Source organism: Neosynechococcus sphagnicola sy1 (genome assembly GCF_000775285.1).
GTDB classification, from domain to species: Bacteria; Cyanobacteriota; Cyanobacteriia; order Neosynechococcales; family Neosynechococcaceae; genus Neosynechococcus; species Neosynechococcus sphagnicola.
This window is the reverse complement of sequence record NZ_JJML01000022.1, coordinates 1-15730: the sequence shown is the minus strand read 5'-3', so window position 1 is coordinate 15730 and position 15730 is coordinate 1. Positions and strand designations below refer to the sequence as shown.

Annotated in this window: 17 protein-coding genes, 3 pseudogenes and 1 riboswitch; of the genes and pseudogenes, 15 read left to right on the top strand and 5 right to left on the bottom strand. The window is 50.8% G+C overall.

Features of this window, described 5'->3' with window-relative positions; translation table 11 throughout:
- The first annotated feature begins 85 nt into the window (after window positions 1–85).
- The 4 genes and pseudogenes from DO97_RS26420 (at window position 86) to DO97_RS10840 (ending at window position 1726) form a co-directional block, all read left to right on the top strand.
- Window positions 86–316 carry a hypothetical protein gene (locus tag DO97_RS26420; RefSeq protein WP_239651647.1) on the top strand — a complete coding sequence of 77 codons (231 nt, stop codon included), beginning with the start codon at window positions 86–88 and terminating at the stop codon, window positions 314–316.
- Window positions 313–675 (top strand): slr1658 superfamily regulator, encoded by a 363-nt coding sequence (locus DO97_RS26415; RefSeq protein ID WP_239651646.1) that lies wholly within the window; start codon window positions 313–315, stop codon window positions 673–675. The genes DO97_RS26420 and DO97_RS26415 overlap by 4 nt, the downstream gene beginning before the upstream one ends.
- Before the next feature lie 50 nt (window positions 676–725).
- Window positions 726–1067, top strand: coding sequence for a slr1659 superfamily regulator (locus DO97_RS10845; protein WP_036533301.1), 342 nt, complete (start codon window positions 726–728; stop codon window positions 1065–1067).
- Window positions 1068–1239: 172 nt separating this feature from the next.
- A pseudogene (locus DO97_RS10840) lies at window positions 1240–1726 on the top strand (allophycocyanin).
- A gap of 206 nt (window positions 1727–1932) precedes the next feature.
- On the opposite strand, the gene DO97_RS27625 reads toward DO97_RS10840, so the two are convergent.
- Window positions 1933–2760, bottom strand: a complete 828-nt coding sequence (locus DO97_RS27625) for an LCP family protein (RefSeq protein WP_275574997.1) — start codon at window positions 2758–2760, stop codon at window positions 1933–1935.
- 65 nt (window positions 2761–2825) lie between these two features.
- Window positions 2826–2882, bottom strand: a pseudogene (locus tag DO97_RS27620) (hypothetical protein); the annotation flags it as partial.
- Between the two features lie 745 nt (window positions 2883–3627).
- A riboswitch (cobalamin riboswitch) is annotated at window positions 3628–3768 on the top strand.
- 30 nt (window positions 3769–3798) lie between these two features.
- Here DO97_RS27620 and DO97_RS10830 point away from each other — a divergent pair.
- Complete coding sequence (locus tag DO97_RS10830; protein ID WP_036533299.1) at window positions 3799–4482, top strand: HupE/UreJ family protein; 684 nt, start codon at window positions 3799–3801, stop codon at window positions 4480–4482.
- Here the strand turns inward: DO97_RS10830 and DO97_RS26400 are convergent.
- Both DO97_RS26400 and DO97_RS10825 read right to left on the bottom strand, forming a co-directional pair.
- Entirely contained in the window at window positions 4479–4799 is a 321-nt protein-coding gene (locus DO97_RS26400) for a metal ABC transporter substrate-binding protein (protein WP_239651645.1), read from the bottom strand. The genes DO97_RS10830 and DO97_RS26400 overlap by 4 nt on opposite strands.
- Window positions 4762–5442 (bottom strand): metal ABC transporter solute-binding protein, Zn/Mn family, encoded by a 681-nt coding sequence (locus DO97_RS10825; protein ID WP_239651644.1) that lies wholly within the window; start codon window positions 5440–5442, stop codon window positions 4762–4764. Before DO97_RS10825 ends, DO97_RS26400 begins: the two co-directional genes overlap by 38 nt.
- A gap of 79 nt (window positions 5443–5521) precedes the next feature.
- Between DO97_RS10825 and DO97_RS10820 the strand changes: the two genes are divergently transcribed.
- Entirely contained in the window at window positions 5522–6271 is a 750-nt protein-coding gene (locus tag DO97_RS10820) for a metal ABC transporter ATP-binding protein (RefSeq protein WP_036533297.1), read from the top strand.
- 82 nt (window positions 6272–6353) lie between these two features.
- Here the strand turns inward: DO97_RS10820 and DO97_RS10815 are convergent, their stop codons facing one another.
- Window positions 6354–6923, bottom strand: a complete 570-nt coding sequence (locus DO97_RS10815) for a Uma2 family endonuclease (RefSeq protein WP_036533295.1) — start codon at window positions 6921–6923, stop codon at window positions 6354–6356.
- Between the two features lie 173 nt (window positions 6924–7096).
- On the opposite strand from DO97_RS10815, the pseudogene DO97_RS20985 reads away from it, so the two are divergent.
- The 9 genes and pseudogenes from DO97_RS20985 to DO97_RS10775 all read left to right on the top strand — a co-directional run.
- Window positions 7097–7450, top strand: a pseudogene (locus DO97_RS20985) (transposase); the annotation flags it as partial.
- A 249-nt stretch (window positions 7451–7699) separates the two neighbouring features.
- A complete protein-coding gene (locus tag DO97_RS10805) occupies window positions 7700–8995 on the top strand; it encodes an NAD(P)/FAD-dependent oxidoreductase (RefSeq protein WP_036533293.1) in 1296 nt (431 codons plus the stop codon).
- Window positions 8992–9114 (top strand): hypothetical protein, encoded by a 123-nt coding sequence (locus tag DO97_RS27615; RefSeq protein ID WP_275574996.1) that lies wholly within the window; start codon window positions 8992–8994, stop codon window positions 9112–9114. Before DO97_RS10805 ends, DO97_RS27615 begins: the two co-directional genes overlap by 4 nt.
- A gap of 1 nt (window position 9115) precedes the next feature.
- Window positions 9116–9409, top strand: a complete 294-nt coding sequence (locus DO97_RS10800; protein ID WP_036533291.1) for an ArsR/SmtB family transcription factor — start codon at window positions 9116–9118, stop codon at window positions 9407–9409.
- Between the two features lie 15 nt (window positions 9410–9424).
- Complete coding sequence (locus DO97_RS10795) at window positions 9425–9961, top strand: DUF3122 domain-containing protein (protein ID WP_036533288.1); 537 nt, start codon at window positions 9425–9427, stop codon at window positions 9959–9961.
- Window positions 9962–9987: 26 nt separating this feature from the next.
- On the top strand, window positions 9988–10383 hold the full coding sequence (locus DO97_RS10790; protein WP_036533286.1) for a hypothetical protein: 396 nt from the start codon (window positions 9988–9990) through the stop codon (window positions 10381–10383).
- Window positions 10384–10401: 18 nt separating this feature from the next.
- Window positions 10402–10737 carry a rhodanese-like domain-containing protein gene (locus DO97_RS10785; protein ID WP_036533284.1) on the top strand — a complete coding sequence of 112 codons (336 nt, stop codon included), beginning with the start codon at window positions 10402–10404 and terminating at the stop codon, window positions 10735–10737.
- Between the two features lie 100 nt (window positions 10738–10837).
- The gene (locus DO97_RS10780) at window positions 10838–12157 is read left to right on the top strand and encodes an efflux RND transporter periplasmic adaptor subunit (RefSeq protein WP_036533282.1); all 1320 of its coding nucleotides are present in this window, start codon (window positions 10838–10840) and stop codon (window positions 12155–12157) included.
- 12 nt (window positions 12158–12169) lie between these two features.
- Window positions 12170–15508 (top strand): efflux RND transporter permease subunit, encoded by a 3339-nt coding sequence (locus tag DO97_RS10775; RefSeq protein WP_052128629.1) that lies wholly within the window; start codon window positions 12170–12172, stop codon window positions 15506–15508.
- Window positions 15509–15730 lie beyond the last annotated feature (222 nt).

Below are 15730 nucleotides of genomic sequence, written 5' to 3'. Positions count from 1 at the left end.
TTGCCCCTGAAGTCATCCCCACCTTCCCTCTGCGGATCCACTGTGGCTCCCAGATGCCAGATATCACCCACCGCCTAACCCCGCCATGACTCAATCCTTCACCGCGCAAACATTTGGAGCCTTTCTGGATGAGGTTCCTGCTAGTGACGAGTTTTTAACCCTGAATTTCTCACTCAGTTCTAGTGCTCGCCAGCAGCGTTGGAGTAACTATGGACTGTCAGCTGATTTTTTAGGAGATTACTTCGCAGCGTTCTTTCCGGGTGATGAAACCCCTGAAAATAAGATTAACCGTAAAATACCGTCAAAGCAGCGGTGAGCTATGTTGCCAATGAACTGATTGAGAATGCAGTTAAATATAGTGATATCTCAGCTAAGATGCCGATTAGCATCACCCTCTATCTTTATGCAGAGGCCATTATTTTCCAGGTCATTAACTATGCCAATCCCCTAAATGTTGAGAAATACCAGCAATTTATTCAGGATTTTCTCTCGTCAGATGCCGATGAATTCTATGCGCGTCAGCTTGAGAATGCAGCCCTAGGAACTGGAGCGTCGAATATTGGGATCATCACCATGATCAACGACTATTCCGCGAAATTTGGCTGGCGGTTCCAGCCCATGGCAGCGAACCCCGAGGTAGTTCGCGTCAGCGTTATGGCCTATCTAGAGGCTTAGACCAAACGAATGAGAACGGTTGCCACAAACTTGGCTGGGAGTGATGGGACGTGGAGATTCAGACAGACGATTACAGTATTTGGTACGAACCGGAAGTGACAACGGTCTTCTTCCGAGGCTTTCTCCGCTTAGATGGGATGAAGGAGTATGAACCCATTATGGATCTCCTACTCCATGCAATTGACCAATCCTCTTCCTGTACGCTAAACCTACAGGAACTAGAGTTTCTCAACAGCTCTGGGATCAGTATGCTGTCAATGTTTGTTGTCAAGGTACGTCAGCGAGGGGATGTGCAACTGGTGTTACAAGGGTCAGACAAAGTGCTTTGGCAGACGAAGTCCTTAAAAAATCTCCAGCGTTTGTTACCCAGTCTCACCCTCAACTTCAGCTAACGTCACGCCTCACCCTTCTCTAGGAGAGGTGCCAAATCTAGGTTGCTTGGTGCCAACGGGTGACATCTTAGAAGACTGGCAAATTTGTAATCTATCTTAAAAAACACCGACAGTCGATAATACTGAAGCATCCTTCGGTACGATGGGAGTAAATCAGAAATAAGACAATACCATGAGTGTAGTTAGCCAAGTCATTCTTAAAGCCGACGACGAACTGCGCTATCCCAGCACCGGGGAGCTTAAGAGCATTGAAGAGTTTTTTCAAACAGGTGAGCAGCGGATGCGAATTGCCAGCGTCCTGACTGAAAACGAACGAAAAATTGTCCAAGAAGCCAGTAAGCAACTCTGGCAAAATCGACCTGATTTCATCTCTCCGGGGGGGAATGCCTACGGTGAGCGGCAGCGGGCGCTCTGTCTCCGAGATTATGGTTGGTATCTGCGTCTCATTACCTACGGTATTATCTCTGGCGATAAGGAGCCGATTGAAACCATTGGAGTCATTGGAGCACGGGAAATGTACAACTCTCTGGGGGTTCCTGTTCCGGGGATGGCGGAATCAATCCGCTGCCTGAAAAAACGCCTCTCTAGACTTACTCAGCCAAGAGGACGCAGCTGAAATTGCTCCCTACTTTGACTATCTTGTCCAGGCAATGTCCTAAACCGGGTGGGTCTAGTTCCTATTCCTGCTCCCTGACATCCAACCCCTCAGCATTCGAGTCCCTCTGGGAGCCGTGCCTCTCAGATAGTTGGCTCGAATGCTGATAAGCTGTTGTGCATCTAAAATGCATAAATTCTGGCGTGCCCCCCTTACAGCCAGGTGATCACCTTGGAAGAGTGAATGATGATCCCTGGTCAGTGGCCGACACTAAGGGGTGGCAAGTTGCTGCAAGCAATCCCGACCGATTTGAATTGTAATATCGGATTGCAAACTGCCAGTGCTTTCGATGCGGACTTCGCCAAAGCCCAGTTGCTGCCGCAGGGCTTCGGCACTGGCGAGATCTCCCTGCTGAGCGACAATTCGAGTCACCTTTAAGGACTCTTGCATTGGGTCAACAAGGTAGGTGTTGCCATAACCTGCCTGCTCTAGCTTGCGGACAAGTTCCCCTGTGATGCCATCCGCTCCAGTCGTGTTCTGGATGGCAACCCGCAAGCGGGCTGGATCAACGCCGGAGTTAGTTACAGTCCCTAGATCAAAGTATTGAGAGACCATTGTTTGAATGCGATCGCGATCGGGGAGCCAGTAGCTGGCATCGTATTCGCTGGGACGACTAAAATCTCCGGGCAGCATCAACATATTCACCCGAGAGCGATCGATGCCCGTGGCAAAACCAGCCAGCGCCAGCAATTCTTCAACGCTGAGATTGGTATCAATGTGAGATTGGATCACAGCAATAATTTGGGGCGATCGCGCCAAGGTCGTGGGGTTAAATGCCTGCTCAAATAAGGCTCGCATCACCATCTGTTGCCGCTGAATCCGCCCGATATCCCCATAATTGTCGTAGCGGAACCGCAGCAGTTGCAGTACTTGGGTGCCACTGAGGTGTTGCTTCCCGGCCTTGAGGTTGATGTACAGATGCTGACTATCATCCTGGTAATGCATATCTTTGGGGACGTAGATGGTGAGTCCTCCCAGGGCATCCACCAGCTTTTCCACCCCCTGAACATTAATGCGGACATAGCGATCAATCGCCACCCCCCCAATAGTTCGCTAATGGAACGGGCGCTTAGAGCTGGCCCACCGTAGACATTGGCAGCATTGATCTTGGTCACCCCATGCCCCTCGACATAGGTACGGGTATCGCGGGGAATTGACATCACCGTCAACTTCTGGGTCTCGGGGTTAAACCGTAGCAGTAGCATGGTATCAGTCAAGCCGTCAAAGGAATTGACCACGGCTTGATAGGGTAAATTGCGCAGTTCTGCGGGGAGGTGATTCACCTCGGTGGTCAATACTTTTGTTCCTAGCACCAGGATATTCACCGATCGCGTGAGGGCGGGCAACTGGAAGTTGCTGCTCGAAATGCGATCGCCTTGATGAAACACAGCTGCCTCTGCAGGGCTGAGATGGCGCTGCATCAGGGGGGTTTTGCCCATCGACATCGCCAGGAAGGCTCCGGCACTGGCACTGGCAGCAGCAATGGCCGTTAGCCCCAACAGCGGCAATATCCAGGAAAGGCCCCGTCGCTGCGATCTCTTGGGGGGGGGAGCGCTATATTTCCGAGGGCGCAATTGGGCTTTTCTCAAGTGTTGATGCGAATACTGACGAGTTGGCACTGACTTCCTCACACACGCAGCGGCTCATTAGCAAAAATTGCCCCAGTTTGCTTAGGGCAGACACAGGGAATCAATCACAAGTTCCCTAAAGTTGCATCCCCTAGCTTTCTTAATTTTCTGTCATATATTAGCCAATTATCGGTATAGCAAGATTGTGAAGATGATTTCAGCATACCAATAGACCTTTTGCAGGCAAATTTACCCGCGATGGTGATCGTCCGGCCTCTGGCCATCGCCCTTGCAGGGAATGCTGGCAAAGATGTCGTTGTGCAGTACAGTGAGAGAAATTTATCGGCTCTGGTAGGGAGCAGCTACCAGAGTTTTTGTACCAGCGGTGCAATAGCAGGGAAAGTTCGGTGTAAGTCCGACGCTGTCCCGCAACTGTCATGAGACCGAGGTCTCTCAGCCAGGATGCCTGCCGATAAGTGATCGGTTGATCGAGTGTGCGAGGTACACCATGAAATCTATATCCAGTATTTCCCCCCAGGTGCGAGAACCTCAATCCTGGAAACAGCGACAACTCCGAGCGATCGCCATTATTGCCGGGGTGAGCCTGTCCCTATCGAACGCCGCTCACCAAGCCCAGGCTCACCATGCCATGGGAGGGGGGCTCCCTGCAACTGCCTGGGAGGGGTTGCTCTCTGGACTTGCCCATCCGGTGATTGGCCTGGATCATCTCGCCTTTGTCGTGGCAATTGGGCTCCTCGCCGCTGGGCGTCATTGGGGGGCGTTGATTCCAGCAGCGTTTGTCGGTGCCGCGATGGTGGGAACAGGACTGCATTTGGGCAGCCTGGATCTCCCCGGTGCCGAAATCGCAATTTCCCTGAGTGTGTTGCTATTGGGCTTGATCTTAATCTGGAATCAACAACTCAATTTTGCCCTGATCACGGGCATTGCTGCGATCGCAGGCGTGTTTCATGGCTACGCCTATGGAGAGTCGATTGTGGGTGCTGAAATAACGCCCTTGGTGGCCTATTTAGTTGGTTTTACCCTGATTCAGGCCGCGATCGCCCTCTCGGCTTTAGGGGTGGGTCAGCTCCTTGCTGAGAAAGCAGCCCAATCCCTCATGCAGCTGAGACGGATCAGTGGTTATGCCTTTGCTCTAGTTGGGATTGCCTTTCTTGCTACTGCCCTGGCTTAGGGTTGAGCTTGGAAGGGGATAAAATTCCCCCCCAAGCCTTCCACTAGGGTCTGAGTATTTGCCGCCAACATTTTGGCGTAGGTATCCCCCTCACTCCCTGGCTCTCCTAGTCCATCGGCAAACAGTTCTCGGCTGGCAATTTGCACCTTGGCCTCCTGAGCAACGGTTGTCAACAGCTTCGGGTTGACCGATACCTCGGCGAAGATCGTGGGAATTTTAGCAGCTTCAATCTCCTCAACCAATTCCCTGACCCGAGCGGCGGTTGGCTTCTCGTCGGTGCTAATCCCCTGAAGTGACCCCCTCCACCGGAATCCCATAGGCGGCGGCATAATAACCCAAGGCATCGTGGGTGGTGATTAACTTACGGGAGGTGACGGGAATGGTCGCAATCTGGGAGCGAATCCAGGTATCTAACTGGGTGAGATGGTGGGTGAGCACCTGGGCGTTGTGGCGATAGCGATCTTTGTGACGCTGATCCAGCTGCGTCAGCTGCGTTTGAATCACCGCCACCATACGTACCCCATTCTGGGCGTTGTGCCAGACGTGGGGATCAGGATCGGCTGCGTTGAACATCAAGGGTTGAGGTACAGCCACCTCACCCACGGCCACCTTCGGAGCTGGATTAGAGGTGGCTTTGACCAATTTGATCAAACTCGGCTCAAAATTGTAACCGCCGTAGAGAATTAAGGCTGCGGTTTCGATCGCCTTCCGGTCTTCCGGTGTTGGTTGATAGACATGGGGGTCAGTTCCTGGCTTGACCAAACAGTTGAGAGCAACGGCTCCTTGGGCGATTTCTTGTGTGAGGCCGCAGAGCACACTAGTGGTGACAACCACCTGTAGTCTGGGACTGGCAGCGGGGGAGCCTGTGGCCTGGGGGGTAGGAGCATGACACCCACCCACAAAACTCACCATGATCACAAGGACGGAGGGTTTCCAGGGTAACCAACGGAGGGAAGACATAGGATGTTCATGCCAAAAACGGAAGGTGCTATCTTAGAATGATAATCATTCTTACGTAAATTTCGCCCACCCAGGATTTATGCTAGAAGTCCGGCAATTAGCTGTCAATTATCGGGGGATTTGTGGGCTGGAGGCCGTGAATTTCAGTGTGCAGCCGGGGCAGTTGGTGGGGGTGATTGGCCCCAATGGTGCTGGGAAAAGTACCCTGCTTAAGGCCATGCTGGGATTGGTGCCGACCGTGAGTGGGGGAGTTGATTTTCGCTCCCAACCTCTGCAACAGCAACGCTACCGGGTAGCCTATGTGCCCCAGCGATCGCAGATTGATTGGGACTATCCAGTCACCGTTCGCAATGTTGCCATGATGGGTCGTACTCGACATTTAGGGTGGTTAGGCACGCCGGGTCAGGGAACCCACGCCATTGTTCAATCAGCGCTGGAACGGGTGGGGATATGGGACTTGCGCGATCGCCGCATTGGGGAGTTGTCTGGAGGGCAACAGCAGCGCGTATTTCTGGGGCGGGCACTGACCCAGAAAGCGGATTTACTCCTATTTGACGAACCCTTTACTGGTGTGGATCAAACAACCGAAGCCGTGATTTTAGAGATCTATGCGGAGCTAAGGGCTGAGGGAAAGATTTTACTGGTCAGTAGCCACAATTGGGGACAAACCCTGACCCAGTTAGATCGATTACTCTTACTGAATCGTTCTCTGATTGCGGATGGTACGCCCCAAGAGGTAATGACGGCGGAAAATCTTCAGAGAGCCTATGGTAGCAGACTGGGGCAGAGTCAGCCCCCCCCAGCTTTAGAATCCCAGATTTTTTGTTGACGCCTTACGGCATCAGAGGTTTGGCAGGCCGATCCTTGAAATCCCTGCTGGGAGGGCTTTCTCAGCCAGTTTAACAAGTAGGTTACTGTAAATCTTGGAATACCTCTCGTGCTGTAAGTTTCAACCCTTCCAGCAAAGGATCAGAAAGGGAAGTATTGCCTGTATAGGTACGGGGAAGCTGATCAGGAAAGAAGACGGTAATGCTGTGAGCCTGGGTATCTACCACCCAGGCCCTGAGGATACCTGCCAACAGATAATGGGTTACTTTCTCAAGCATTGCGCCAAAGGTCTGCCCAGGAGAGATAATTTCGATCGTGAGTTCTGGGGGAACGGGGCAGGGGGCATCTTCGCCCCAGGTTAGGGGAAGGCGATCGTAGGAGATATAGGTCAGATCAGGTACAGGTACCCAAGCTTGCTCTTGACGGACTAAGGAAACAGCCCATTCAATGCGAGTTCGCCCCCGTCCTTGGCTCCACTGGTGCAACAACACAAACAGGATGCCGGTCACGGAACTATGAAAGTATTTGGGAGACATATCTGGGTCTGAAAGCTTGGGAACTGCTTGCCCGTCAACAAATTCGTAGATGACATCGCCTTCTGGCAGGGCAAGAAATTCTTGTAGGGTGAGAGGTTGAGCTAGGGTCGGAACCATGAACAATGCTCCTAGAGCATGGGTCTTGTGTTTAAGTGTAGGCTAAAGCCTCTGGTGCGATCGCTGATTGAAGTGGAACCGAAAAACTGGACAAGGGGATAAGCTCTGAACCACTCAAAAGATGATAGGAGTAGTTCATGAGTAACAAACGCAAACAATAGAGTCCGCAATTCAAAGCCAAAGTCGCACTGGAAGCTGTTCGGAGAAAAAAGACCATCTCGGAGATGGCCAGTCAGTACGAAGTGCATCCGACGATGATTAACAACTGGAAGCGACAGGTGCTGGAGGAAGCTAGCAGCTTATTTGAGAAGGGGAGTGAGGCGAATCAAGCCAACGAGAGTCAACAGTCGCAAATCGATCAGCGGAAGAGGCGATCGCACGGATTCAAGGCGCAATTGACACGGGGGCTGAATAACACAGAAACCTTTGAGCGCATTCTGCGTTCTCAGGGGCAATATCGCCAGACTTATATCCATAAATTGTTCAACGCAGGTGCCCAATTGAGATCCCGTGACCTCATGGCTTAATTAGACGATGACTCTTCTACAACCAAACAAAAAGTAAAGGTTTGGCAACACTTCGGATTTTCTACCATATAACTGTATAGTAGTATAATAATCACTAGCTCTCTCGAGCCTGCATTGCCGACGACTGTTTATATGCATCAGTAGCCCTGCCCCCTGTGTCCTGAGCGATGTTTGGTTGCAGGCAGGATGGTGGGTGCTCATCCATGGCTCAAATTCAAGTTTTAAAAAAGATGTTTAGGAGTCGCTATTATGGCTCACATTATTGTCATTGGTGCGGGACTGGGAGGATTGCCCACTGCCTATGAACTGAGGCATGTATTGCCGCGTGAACATCGGATCACGCTGATTTCAAATCAACCGAAGTTTACGTTTGTGCCTTCATTACCTTGGGTCGGGTTGGGGTTAAAGTCCCTCGATCAGATCCAGTTAGATTTAGCTACGATCGTTCCTCGGCACGGCATTGAGTTGATTCTGGATGCCGTGACAGCAATTGATCCAAAGGCCAAACAAATTCAGCTCCAGGGTCAGATACTGGACTACGACTATGCCGTCATTGCCACAGGGCCAGAACTGGCGCTAGATGCTATTCCAGGGTTGGGGCCCGAGGGAGGTTACACTCAATCGGTGTGTAATCCTCACCATGCTGTGTTGGCAGGGGTCGCGTGGGAAAAATTCTTAGCCGATCCAGGGCCAATTGTGGTGGGTGCGGCACCGGGAGCTAGTTGTTTTGGCCCCGCCTATGAGGTTGCCTTCTTGATGCATCACGTTTTGCAGCAGAAGGGACTGCGATCTCACGTCCCGATCACCTTCATTACTTCAGAACCCTACGCTGGTCATCTCGGCATCGGTGGTATGGCTAACTCCCGCTGGCTGATGCGCAAATTCATGGCGGCTCGGGAAATTGAACTAATGGAAAATACGGCGATTTCGCATTTTGAAGCAGGCGCGGTACATCTAGCGGATGGACGGAGGATTCCATCAAAGTACACAATGGTCTTGCCGCCCTTTCGCGGACCACGCTTCTTGCGCGAAGTACCGGGCTTAACTGATGCCAAGGGCTTTGTACCCATATTACCCACTTATCGTCATCCTAACTTTGAGTCGATTTACGCCGTGGGAGTGATCACCCAACTCAAAGCCGTGGAGCCAACCCCGATCCCCACGGGGGCTCCCAAGGTGGGACTGATGACCGAAGAAATGGCTCTGGCGGTTGCCCATAATATTTCCCTGGAGTTAGGTGTTATCTCTGGACTTCAGCTTAGACCCACGCTACAGGCGGTTTGCTTCGCGGATTTCGGCGATACGGGAGCGCTATTTTTAGCCGATCCACTGCTACCGGATGAGGCAGGACATCGCCACCGGGCGCTCACCTATAACGGCATTTGGGTGGGGTGGATGAAGTCAGGATTCGAGAAATATTTTCTAACGAAGATGCGCTTAGGCTGGACGATTCCCTGGTTTGAGCGTTGGGGCTTTCGGGCGATCGGGCTGCCGCTGGTGGAACCGATTGCTCCCAGTCCAGAACTGATTCAGGTCAACGGATGAAGATCATCTTGGGCATTCCCGGAACTCACATGGTCGTTGATGGGCCTGCTTTACAGGAAGTGCTCCATCACTTCATCAGCATCCATCGCCATCCCAACTTACCGGAGGGAAGCGAGTGATATGGAAATTGTCTTCAACCCTGAGGAACTGGAGGTACTCGCAGGCCGATTCAAGATTCTGGCAGAACCCACCCGCCTGCAAATTCTGGCAGCCCTGTGCAATCAAGAACGCAGTGTGCAGCAAATCTGCGAGTATACCGGACTCCACCAGGGTAATGTCTCCAGACATTTGCGCTTGATGAAGGATGCTGGCGTAGTGACCTGCCGTCGGGAAGGAATTTGGCGTTATTACCGAGTGATTGATAGGCAATTACTGGAATTGTGCGCTCATCTTCGTCAATCTCTGATCGATTAGTAGAGAGGGTGATTTATGGGATGTCGAATTCGCAAGTTTTTATCGTGGTTATTGTTGTTAGGCGCGATCGTGTTGGTGGTTTTACTGAGGTTAGGACTATTAAATCCTCCCCTTGCAGCAGCTGACATTCGAGAACTCGAAGAAGCACCGGGACAAATCGTCCATCAGTCTCGCCAAACCCTTAAAGATCAGCATGGTAATGGCTGGCAGGCTGTTGCCTTCAAGCGCATCCGACCCGAAGGGCAAACCAGCTTTGAACTCAGGCTGGTGGGCTTTCCCGGCGTGGTTGAAATTGATCGCTCCCAACCCCTGACGTTAACAAGTTCATTGGGGAAGACCCTGGTGGCTGCTGACGCTTCCAACAATATGTTCACCGATCGCGATCGCCCGGAAACAAACGTCGGCCAGTATGACCTTGAGCCATTACTACCGCAGTTACAAGCAGAGATTCCCCTCCAGTTAACATTGCCAACGCTTCAGGGTGAGGCTATTCGGTTATCGGTACCACCCTCATTGGTTCAAGAATGGCAAACTGTTTCCCGCTACAACTAATTTTCAAAATTGATTTGGAGCCACCCATGACAGACATATTTTCACCGGCATGGATGCAGGCATTTGCTGAACAGTGGAATGCCGAACCAGAGCTAGCCGACGCCCTGGCTAAAATCGATTTTAATTCAGTGATTGGTTATGGGTTTGAAGCGGATGTAAATCCCGCAGGTGTTCTCACGGTTGAAGCTGGACGGGTGGTTTTTGCGGGAGCCTATGACGGACAAAAAATGAATTGGGACTTACGGGCTGATCGCGAACACTGGCAACAATGGAAAATAAAAGGTTTGAACATGATGGGATTGAGTATGGCCTACATTAGCCGCAAATTACAATTCCGACTGGGAGACTATACTGCCATGATTAAAGACCCCAGAATGGCAAGCCCTTTTATCAAATCATTTGCCGTCATGTGCAGAGTTTAAAAATATCGGGAGATCAAAATGACATCAACTAAAAAACAATCGATGAATCCAGTCTTACTCACGTCAACTCAACTGAAGTCGCTTCAGAATCAGCTCTTAATCATTGATGTGCGCGGTTGGTTGGAATACTGGATGGGGCATATTCCCGGAGCACAACGGTTAAGTCGTAACCGCATTCTGAAGGAGATCTCCAAAGATCAGGAAATTGCCCTCACCTGTCTCTCAGGTCATCGGAGCGCGATCGCAGCTCAATGGTTAGTAACTCAGGGCTACCGTCAGGTCTACAACCTGAAAGGTGGCTTATTGGCATGGCAAAGCACAGGTTATTCTGTGCAGCGGGGCAATCATCCTTAGGAGATTTGGGATTAAAAACTCTACCCTATTTTTCCTATTACTCAATCATACCCCCATCGCTTCATCCCCCTCCAATTTCTAGGAAGGAAGGCTTGATCCTATGACTCACACCACCTCAGATAAACCGCTTCATGAAGCCTTCGATCAAACAATTAATGGATTAGGTGAACAAAAGCAGTCTCCCTCACTACCATTTTCTTTGAAGCGTTGGGGACTATTGCTGGGAGGAACATTGATCCTGGCTGGAGGAACCTGGGGAATGCTGCAACTTACCCGTTCTCCCCAGGCACCAGAAGCCCCATTAGCCCCAGCAATTGCGGTTGAAACCCTGACGCTGCGCTCCCAGTTCATTGCCAATACCCTAGAACTCTCTGGGACGATTCGCCCCATTGATCAGGCCACTCTGTCAACCCGGGTGATGGGACGGATCACACACTTGGCGCTGGAATCTGGCGATCGCTTCCGTAAAGGCGAGAGTCTGGTTCGCATTGATGTCATGGATATGACGGCTCAAACCAGTCAGGCACAATCAGGGGTGGCTCAAGCACAATCAGAAGTCATCCGTTCCCAGGCAATCCTAAATCAATTAGAGTCCCAAAAAATTGAGGCTCAAGCTGCCCTGCGATTGGCAACGATCAACCAGTCTCGAATGGCTCAACTGCAAGGCGAAGGAGCGGTTGCCCAATCTCGACTAGATGAGGCAAATACCACCCTGGAGGAAGCCAAGGCAAGAGTTGCCCAAACAGAAGCAGGCATTCGGCAGGCACAGGCGGCGATCGCCCAGTCCCGCGCTGCCGTCCAGCGGGCAGAATCTGGGGTGGCCTCGGCATCCGTGAGTGAGAGCTACGGCACAGTGATCGCACCCTTTGATGGGGTTGTAGTGGAGAAACTTGCCTATGAAGGAGAGATGGCAGCGCTTGGAACGGCACTGCTGAAAGTTGAAAATCCCAACCGACTCCAGATAGAAATCTCAGTCCCAGAAGCAGACTTGCGCTTCGTCCGTGTCGGTCAACAGGTCAAGGTACGGGTGGATGCCGTCCGTCAAACTTTCAACGCCACCATTCAACAAATTGTTCCAGCAGCCAATCCCAATTCTCGTAGTTTTCTGATCAAGATTCCGCTCCATGATTCTGAGAACCTGATTTCAGGAATGTTTGGACGCATTGCTCTGCCTTTAGGTGAACAACAAGAAACCATTCTCATTCCTAGGAATGCCCTGATTCAACGAGGGCAGTTACAAGGGGTTTATGTCGTCAAGACAAACAATTCTCAATCGATCGCTGTTTTGCGGTGGGTGAAAACAGGGCATCAACAGCATGGACAGGTAGAAATTGTTTCAGGATTGATCACGGGCGATCGCATCATTCGCACCAACATTGGGCAACTCAGCGACGGACAACCGATCACCATTCAGGAATAGGGTGATCAAGAAATGATTCAGAAGCAACCGCATGAACATCCATCTCTATCTTCTAATGCCCCCAGATTGGGATTTGTAGGTAACTTAGCCAAGAAATTCATTGACTCAAAACTAACGCCACTGATCATTCTGGTGGCACTGCTATTAGGGATTGGTGCCATCCTAATCCTGCCAAGGGAAGAAGAACCACAAATCACGGTACCAATGGCAGATGTGTTTGTGCAAATGCCGGGAGCCTCTGCCAAGGATGTGGAACAGCGGGTCACGGCACCTCTGGAGAAGTTGATTAAAGAACTGCCCGGCGTGGAATATATTTACTCCACATCACGTCCCGGCTCATCGCTAGTAATTGTGCGATTTCTGGTTGGGCAGAATACAGAAGATTCTGTGGTTAAACTTTACAATAAACTCTACGCCAACTTTGACAAGATTCCTTCCGGTGTCTCCCAACCACTCATTAAGTCAAGGTCAATTGATGATGTACCGATTCTGACCCTGACATTGTGGGGAGAGCAGAGTAGTGGAGCCGAATTACGGCAGATTGCGGCTCAATTAGACGAACAAATTAAGCAAGTTCCCGATGTTTCCGAAACGACCCTGATCGGTGGACAGAAGCGACAACTGCGAGTCGATCTTGATCCAGTTCGATTAAATGCCTTTGGCTTAACGCCCCTAGAGATAGCAACAGCAATTCAGGCTCAAAATGCTGAACTTGCCAGTGGTGCCTTCAGTCAAAATAATCACTCGTTTTTAGTGAGAACCCAGAGTTTCATTGGATCTGCGAAAGATGCTAAAGGACTTGTCGTTGCAGTTGCCAACAATCAACCTGTTTATTTGCGAGATGTCGCAACCGTTACGGATGGCTCGGAGGAACCTGCAAGTTATGTATTTTTTGGACAAGGGAACGTCGATCAAGGGGCGCGGCAGGCTATACCCCTGCAAGGGGAAACCGAAGCGGTGACGATCGCGATCGCCAAACGTGCTGGAGCTAATGCAATTCAGGTATCTCATCGGGTTCTGCATAAGCTAGAGCAAATTCAACACCATTATCTTCCCCAAAATGTTCATCTAACCGTGACCCGAGACTACGGTGAAATAGCGGCTGAACGTTCTAACGAACTACTGTTTCATATGCTGATCGCAGTCGGTTCTGTGACGTTGCTGATGTGGTTTGTGATGGGTAAAAAGGAGGCAATGGTCGTTGCCATCTCAATTCCCGTCACCTTGTCATTAACCCTTGCTAGCTTTGTCTTTTATCACTTCACGCTGAATCGAGTCACCTTCTTTGCCCTGATCTTCTCCATCGGAATCCTAGTGGATGATGCGATCGTGGTGGTGGAAAACGTCGGACGGCATCTACAATTGCCAGACAATAAAACCCGGTTGCAATTATCCACGAATCGCCGTCGCACCCTGCAACAGATTGTGCTGGAAGCGGTGGATGAAGTGGGTAATCCCACGATATTGGCAACCTTGGCGGTCATCGCTGCCATTCTCCCCATGGCATTTGTCGGGGGATTGATGGGGCCTTATATGCTGCCAATTCCCCTCGGTGCCTCTGCTGCCATGATCTTTTCAGCGATGGTGGCCTTCATCGTTGTCCCTTGGGCAACCGTGCAAGTTTTCAGCGGCTCTAGTCATGCTGCCCACGATCATGGGGAAGATGCCCTGAGCCAGCTTTATCGTCGCTTTATGTATCCCTTGGTGCATTACCCCCGTCGAGGAACGACGTTTCTGGTGGCGACGGTGATGGCGCTGGTCTTAATCGTAGGTGGACTGGCCGGTTCCCGGCTGGTGATTCTGAAAATGCTGCCCTTTGACAATAAGAGTGAGTTGCAGGTGGTAGTGAATATGCCAGAGGGCACGACCCTGGAGCAGACCGCCAGAGCGACGAAGGAAATGGGACAATATCTCGCTACGGTTCCTGAAGTTCTTCACTATCAAAGTTATGTGGGTACCTCTTCACCCTATAACTTTAATGGTTTGGTGCGGCACTACTTTCTGCGATCAGGAACCAATGTTGCGGATATTCAGGTGAACTTTTTGCCGAAGGGGGAACGCAACCGACAGAGCCATGAGATTGCCAAAGCCATTCGTCCCAAGCTCAAGGAAATTAGCGATCGCTACCATGCCCGAATTCAGGTTGCCGAAATTCCTCCTGGCCCTCCAGTTTTACAAACTCTGGTGACTGAGATTTATGGCCCTGATTACAATGGCCAAATTGACCTAGCGACTAAAATTCGCCAGTTGTATCAGTCAACTGATGGTGTCGTCGATGTGGACTGGTATGTGGAAGCGCCTCAAACGGATTATCGATTGGTGATCGATCGCGAAAAAGCCGCGTTGAATGGCATCAGTCCGGCTCAAATTTCAGAAGTCTTGCAAATGGCGCTGTCTGGTCAAAATGTAGGGCTGTTACATGATGAAAATGCCCGTGAGGATGTGTCAATCAATCTGCGGTTCAGTCAGTCAAGTCGCAGCAGTTTAGAGGATCTAACATCCCTTAGCCTTAAGGGGATTCATGGAAATTTGGTACCTCTGAGTGCCCTGGTAAATACAACAACAACGACAGCAGACACCAGCATTTATCACAAGAATCTACAGCCTGTTGTCTATGTCTTGGGCGATGTGTCTGGCAAAGTTGAGAGTGCCGTCTATGCCATGCTCAACCTGCAACCTCAGATCGACAAACTTGTTCCAACCACTGGTACAAAGATTCAGACTTATCTGACTGAACAACCCCCAACCACCGAAACCTATGGGATCAAATGGGATGGTGAATGGCAAGTCACCTATGAGGTTTTCCGCGATCTTGGGATTGCCTTTGCGGTGGTACTGTTGCTGATTTATGCGCTGGTTGTTGGTTGGTTTCAGTCATTTACAACGCCATTGGTGATCATGGCCGCCATTCCCTTTTCGCTGATCGGTATTATGCCAGCCCACTGGTTAATGGGATCATTTTTTACTGCGACTTCCATGATTGGATTCATTGCTGGAGCTGGAATTGTGGTGCGGAACTCCATCATCTTGGTGGATTTCATCGAGTTACGCCTCAAGGAAGGAATGCCCTTAGAGGAAGCGGTCATCGATGCAGGAGCAGTGCGGTTCCGTCCCATGCTTTTAACTGCTGCCGCTGTATTTGTCGGATCGGCAATTATCCTCGCTGACCCCATCTTCCAAGGATTAGCAATCTCGCTCATGGCTGGTGAAGTGGCCTCCTTGTTACTGTCGCGATCGGCAGTACCGATTCTGTATTACAAACTTTGGCGCGATCGCAAAGGAATTCAGAAGGATGCCAATGCTGGTGGAGATCATCCAATTGTCGAGATCACGAGTGACCGAATGAGGTAGTGGCAGTGGGGTGGCTACACATGCCCTTCGGTTCACCCCCACGTGTGTGGGGACAATTGGACATGGCTCTTTTGGCAAAACAAAAAATCCTGAGTGCTCAACGCCTTACGGCATCAGAGGTTTAGCAGCAGCCTGAAACAAGAGATTAACCAGGTGTTCTGGGTGCTCAACGCCTTACGGCATCAGAGGTTTAGCAGTTCGCCACGCCTGAGCAAAGCGGAA

Excerpts from the sequence above, each read along its gene's own strand:
- DO97_RS10795 (WP_036533288.1), top strand. The coding sequence starts at position 9,425 with ATGGGATGTCGAATTCGCAAGTTTTTATCGTGGTTATTGTTGTTAGGC.
- DO97_RS10785 (WP_036533284.1), top strand. The coding sequence starts at position 10,402 with ATGACATCAACTAAAAAACAATCGATGAATCCAGTCTTACTCACGTCA.
- DO97_RS10825 (WP_239651644.1), bottom strand. The coding sequence starts at position 5,442 with ATGTCTTCCCTCCGTTGGTTACCCTGGAAACCCTCCGTCCTTGTGATC.
- DO97_RS10780 (WP_036533282.1), top strand. The coding sequence starts at position 10,838 with ATGACTCACACCACCTCAGATAAACCGCTTCATGAAGCCTTCGATCAA.
- DO97_RS10815 (WP_036533295.1), bottom strand. The coding sequence starts at position 6,923 with ATGGTTCCGACCCTAGCTCAACCTCTCACCCTACAAGAATTTCTTGCC.
- DO97_RS26420 (WP_239651647.1), top strand. The coding sequence starts at position 86 with ATGACTCAATCCTTCACCGCGCAAACATTTGGAGCCTTTCTGGATGAG.
- DO97_RS10830 (WP_036533299.1), top strand. The coding sequence starts at position 3,799 with ATGAAATCTATATCCAGTATTTCCCCCCAGGTGCGAGAACCTCAATCC.
- DO97_RS10820 (WP_036533297.1), top strand. The coding sequence starts at position 5,522 with ATGCTAGAAGTCCGGCAATTAGCTGTCAATTATCGGGGGATTTGTGGG.
- DO97_RS10790 (WP_036533286.1), top strand. The coding sequence starts at position 9,988 with ATGACAGACATATTTTCACCGGCATGGATGCAGGCATTTGCTGAACAG.
- DO97_RS27615 (WP_275574996.1), top strand. The coding sequence starts at position 8,992 with ATGAAGATCATCTTGGGCATTCCCGGAACTCACATGGTCGTTGATGGG.
- DO97_RS10805 (WP_036533293.1), top strand. The coding sequence starts at position 7,700 with ATGGCTCACATTATTGTCATTGGTGCGGGACTGGGAGGATTGCCCACT.
- DO97_RS10800 (WP_036533291.1), top strand. The coding sequence starts at position 9,116 with ATGGAAATTGTCTTCAACCCTGAGGAACTGGAGGTACTCGCAGGCCGA.
- DO97_RS10775 (WP_052128629.1), top strand. The coding sequence starts at position 12,170 with ATGATTCAGAAGCAACCGCATGAACATCCATCTCTATCTTCTAATGCC.
- DO97_RS26400 (WP_239651645.1), bottom strand. The coding sequence starts at position 4,799 with ATGGGATTCCGGTGGAGGGGGTCACTTCAGGGGATTAGCACCGACGAG.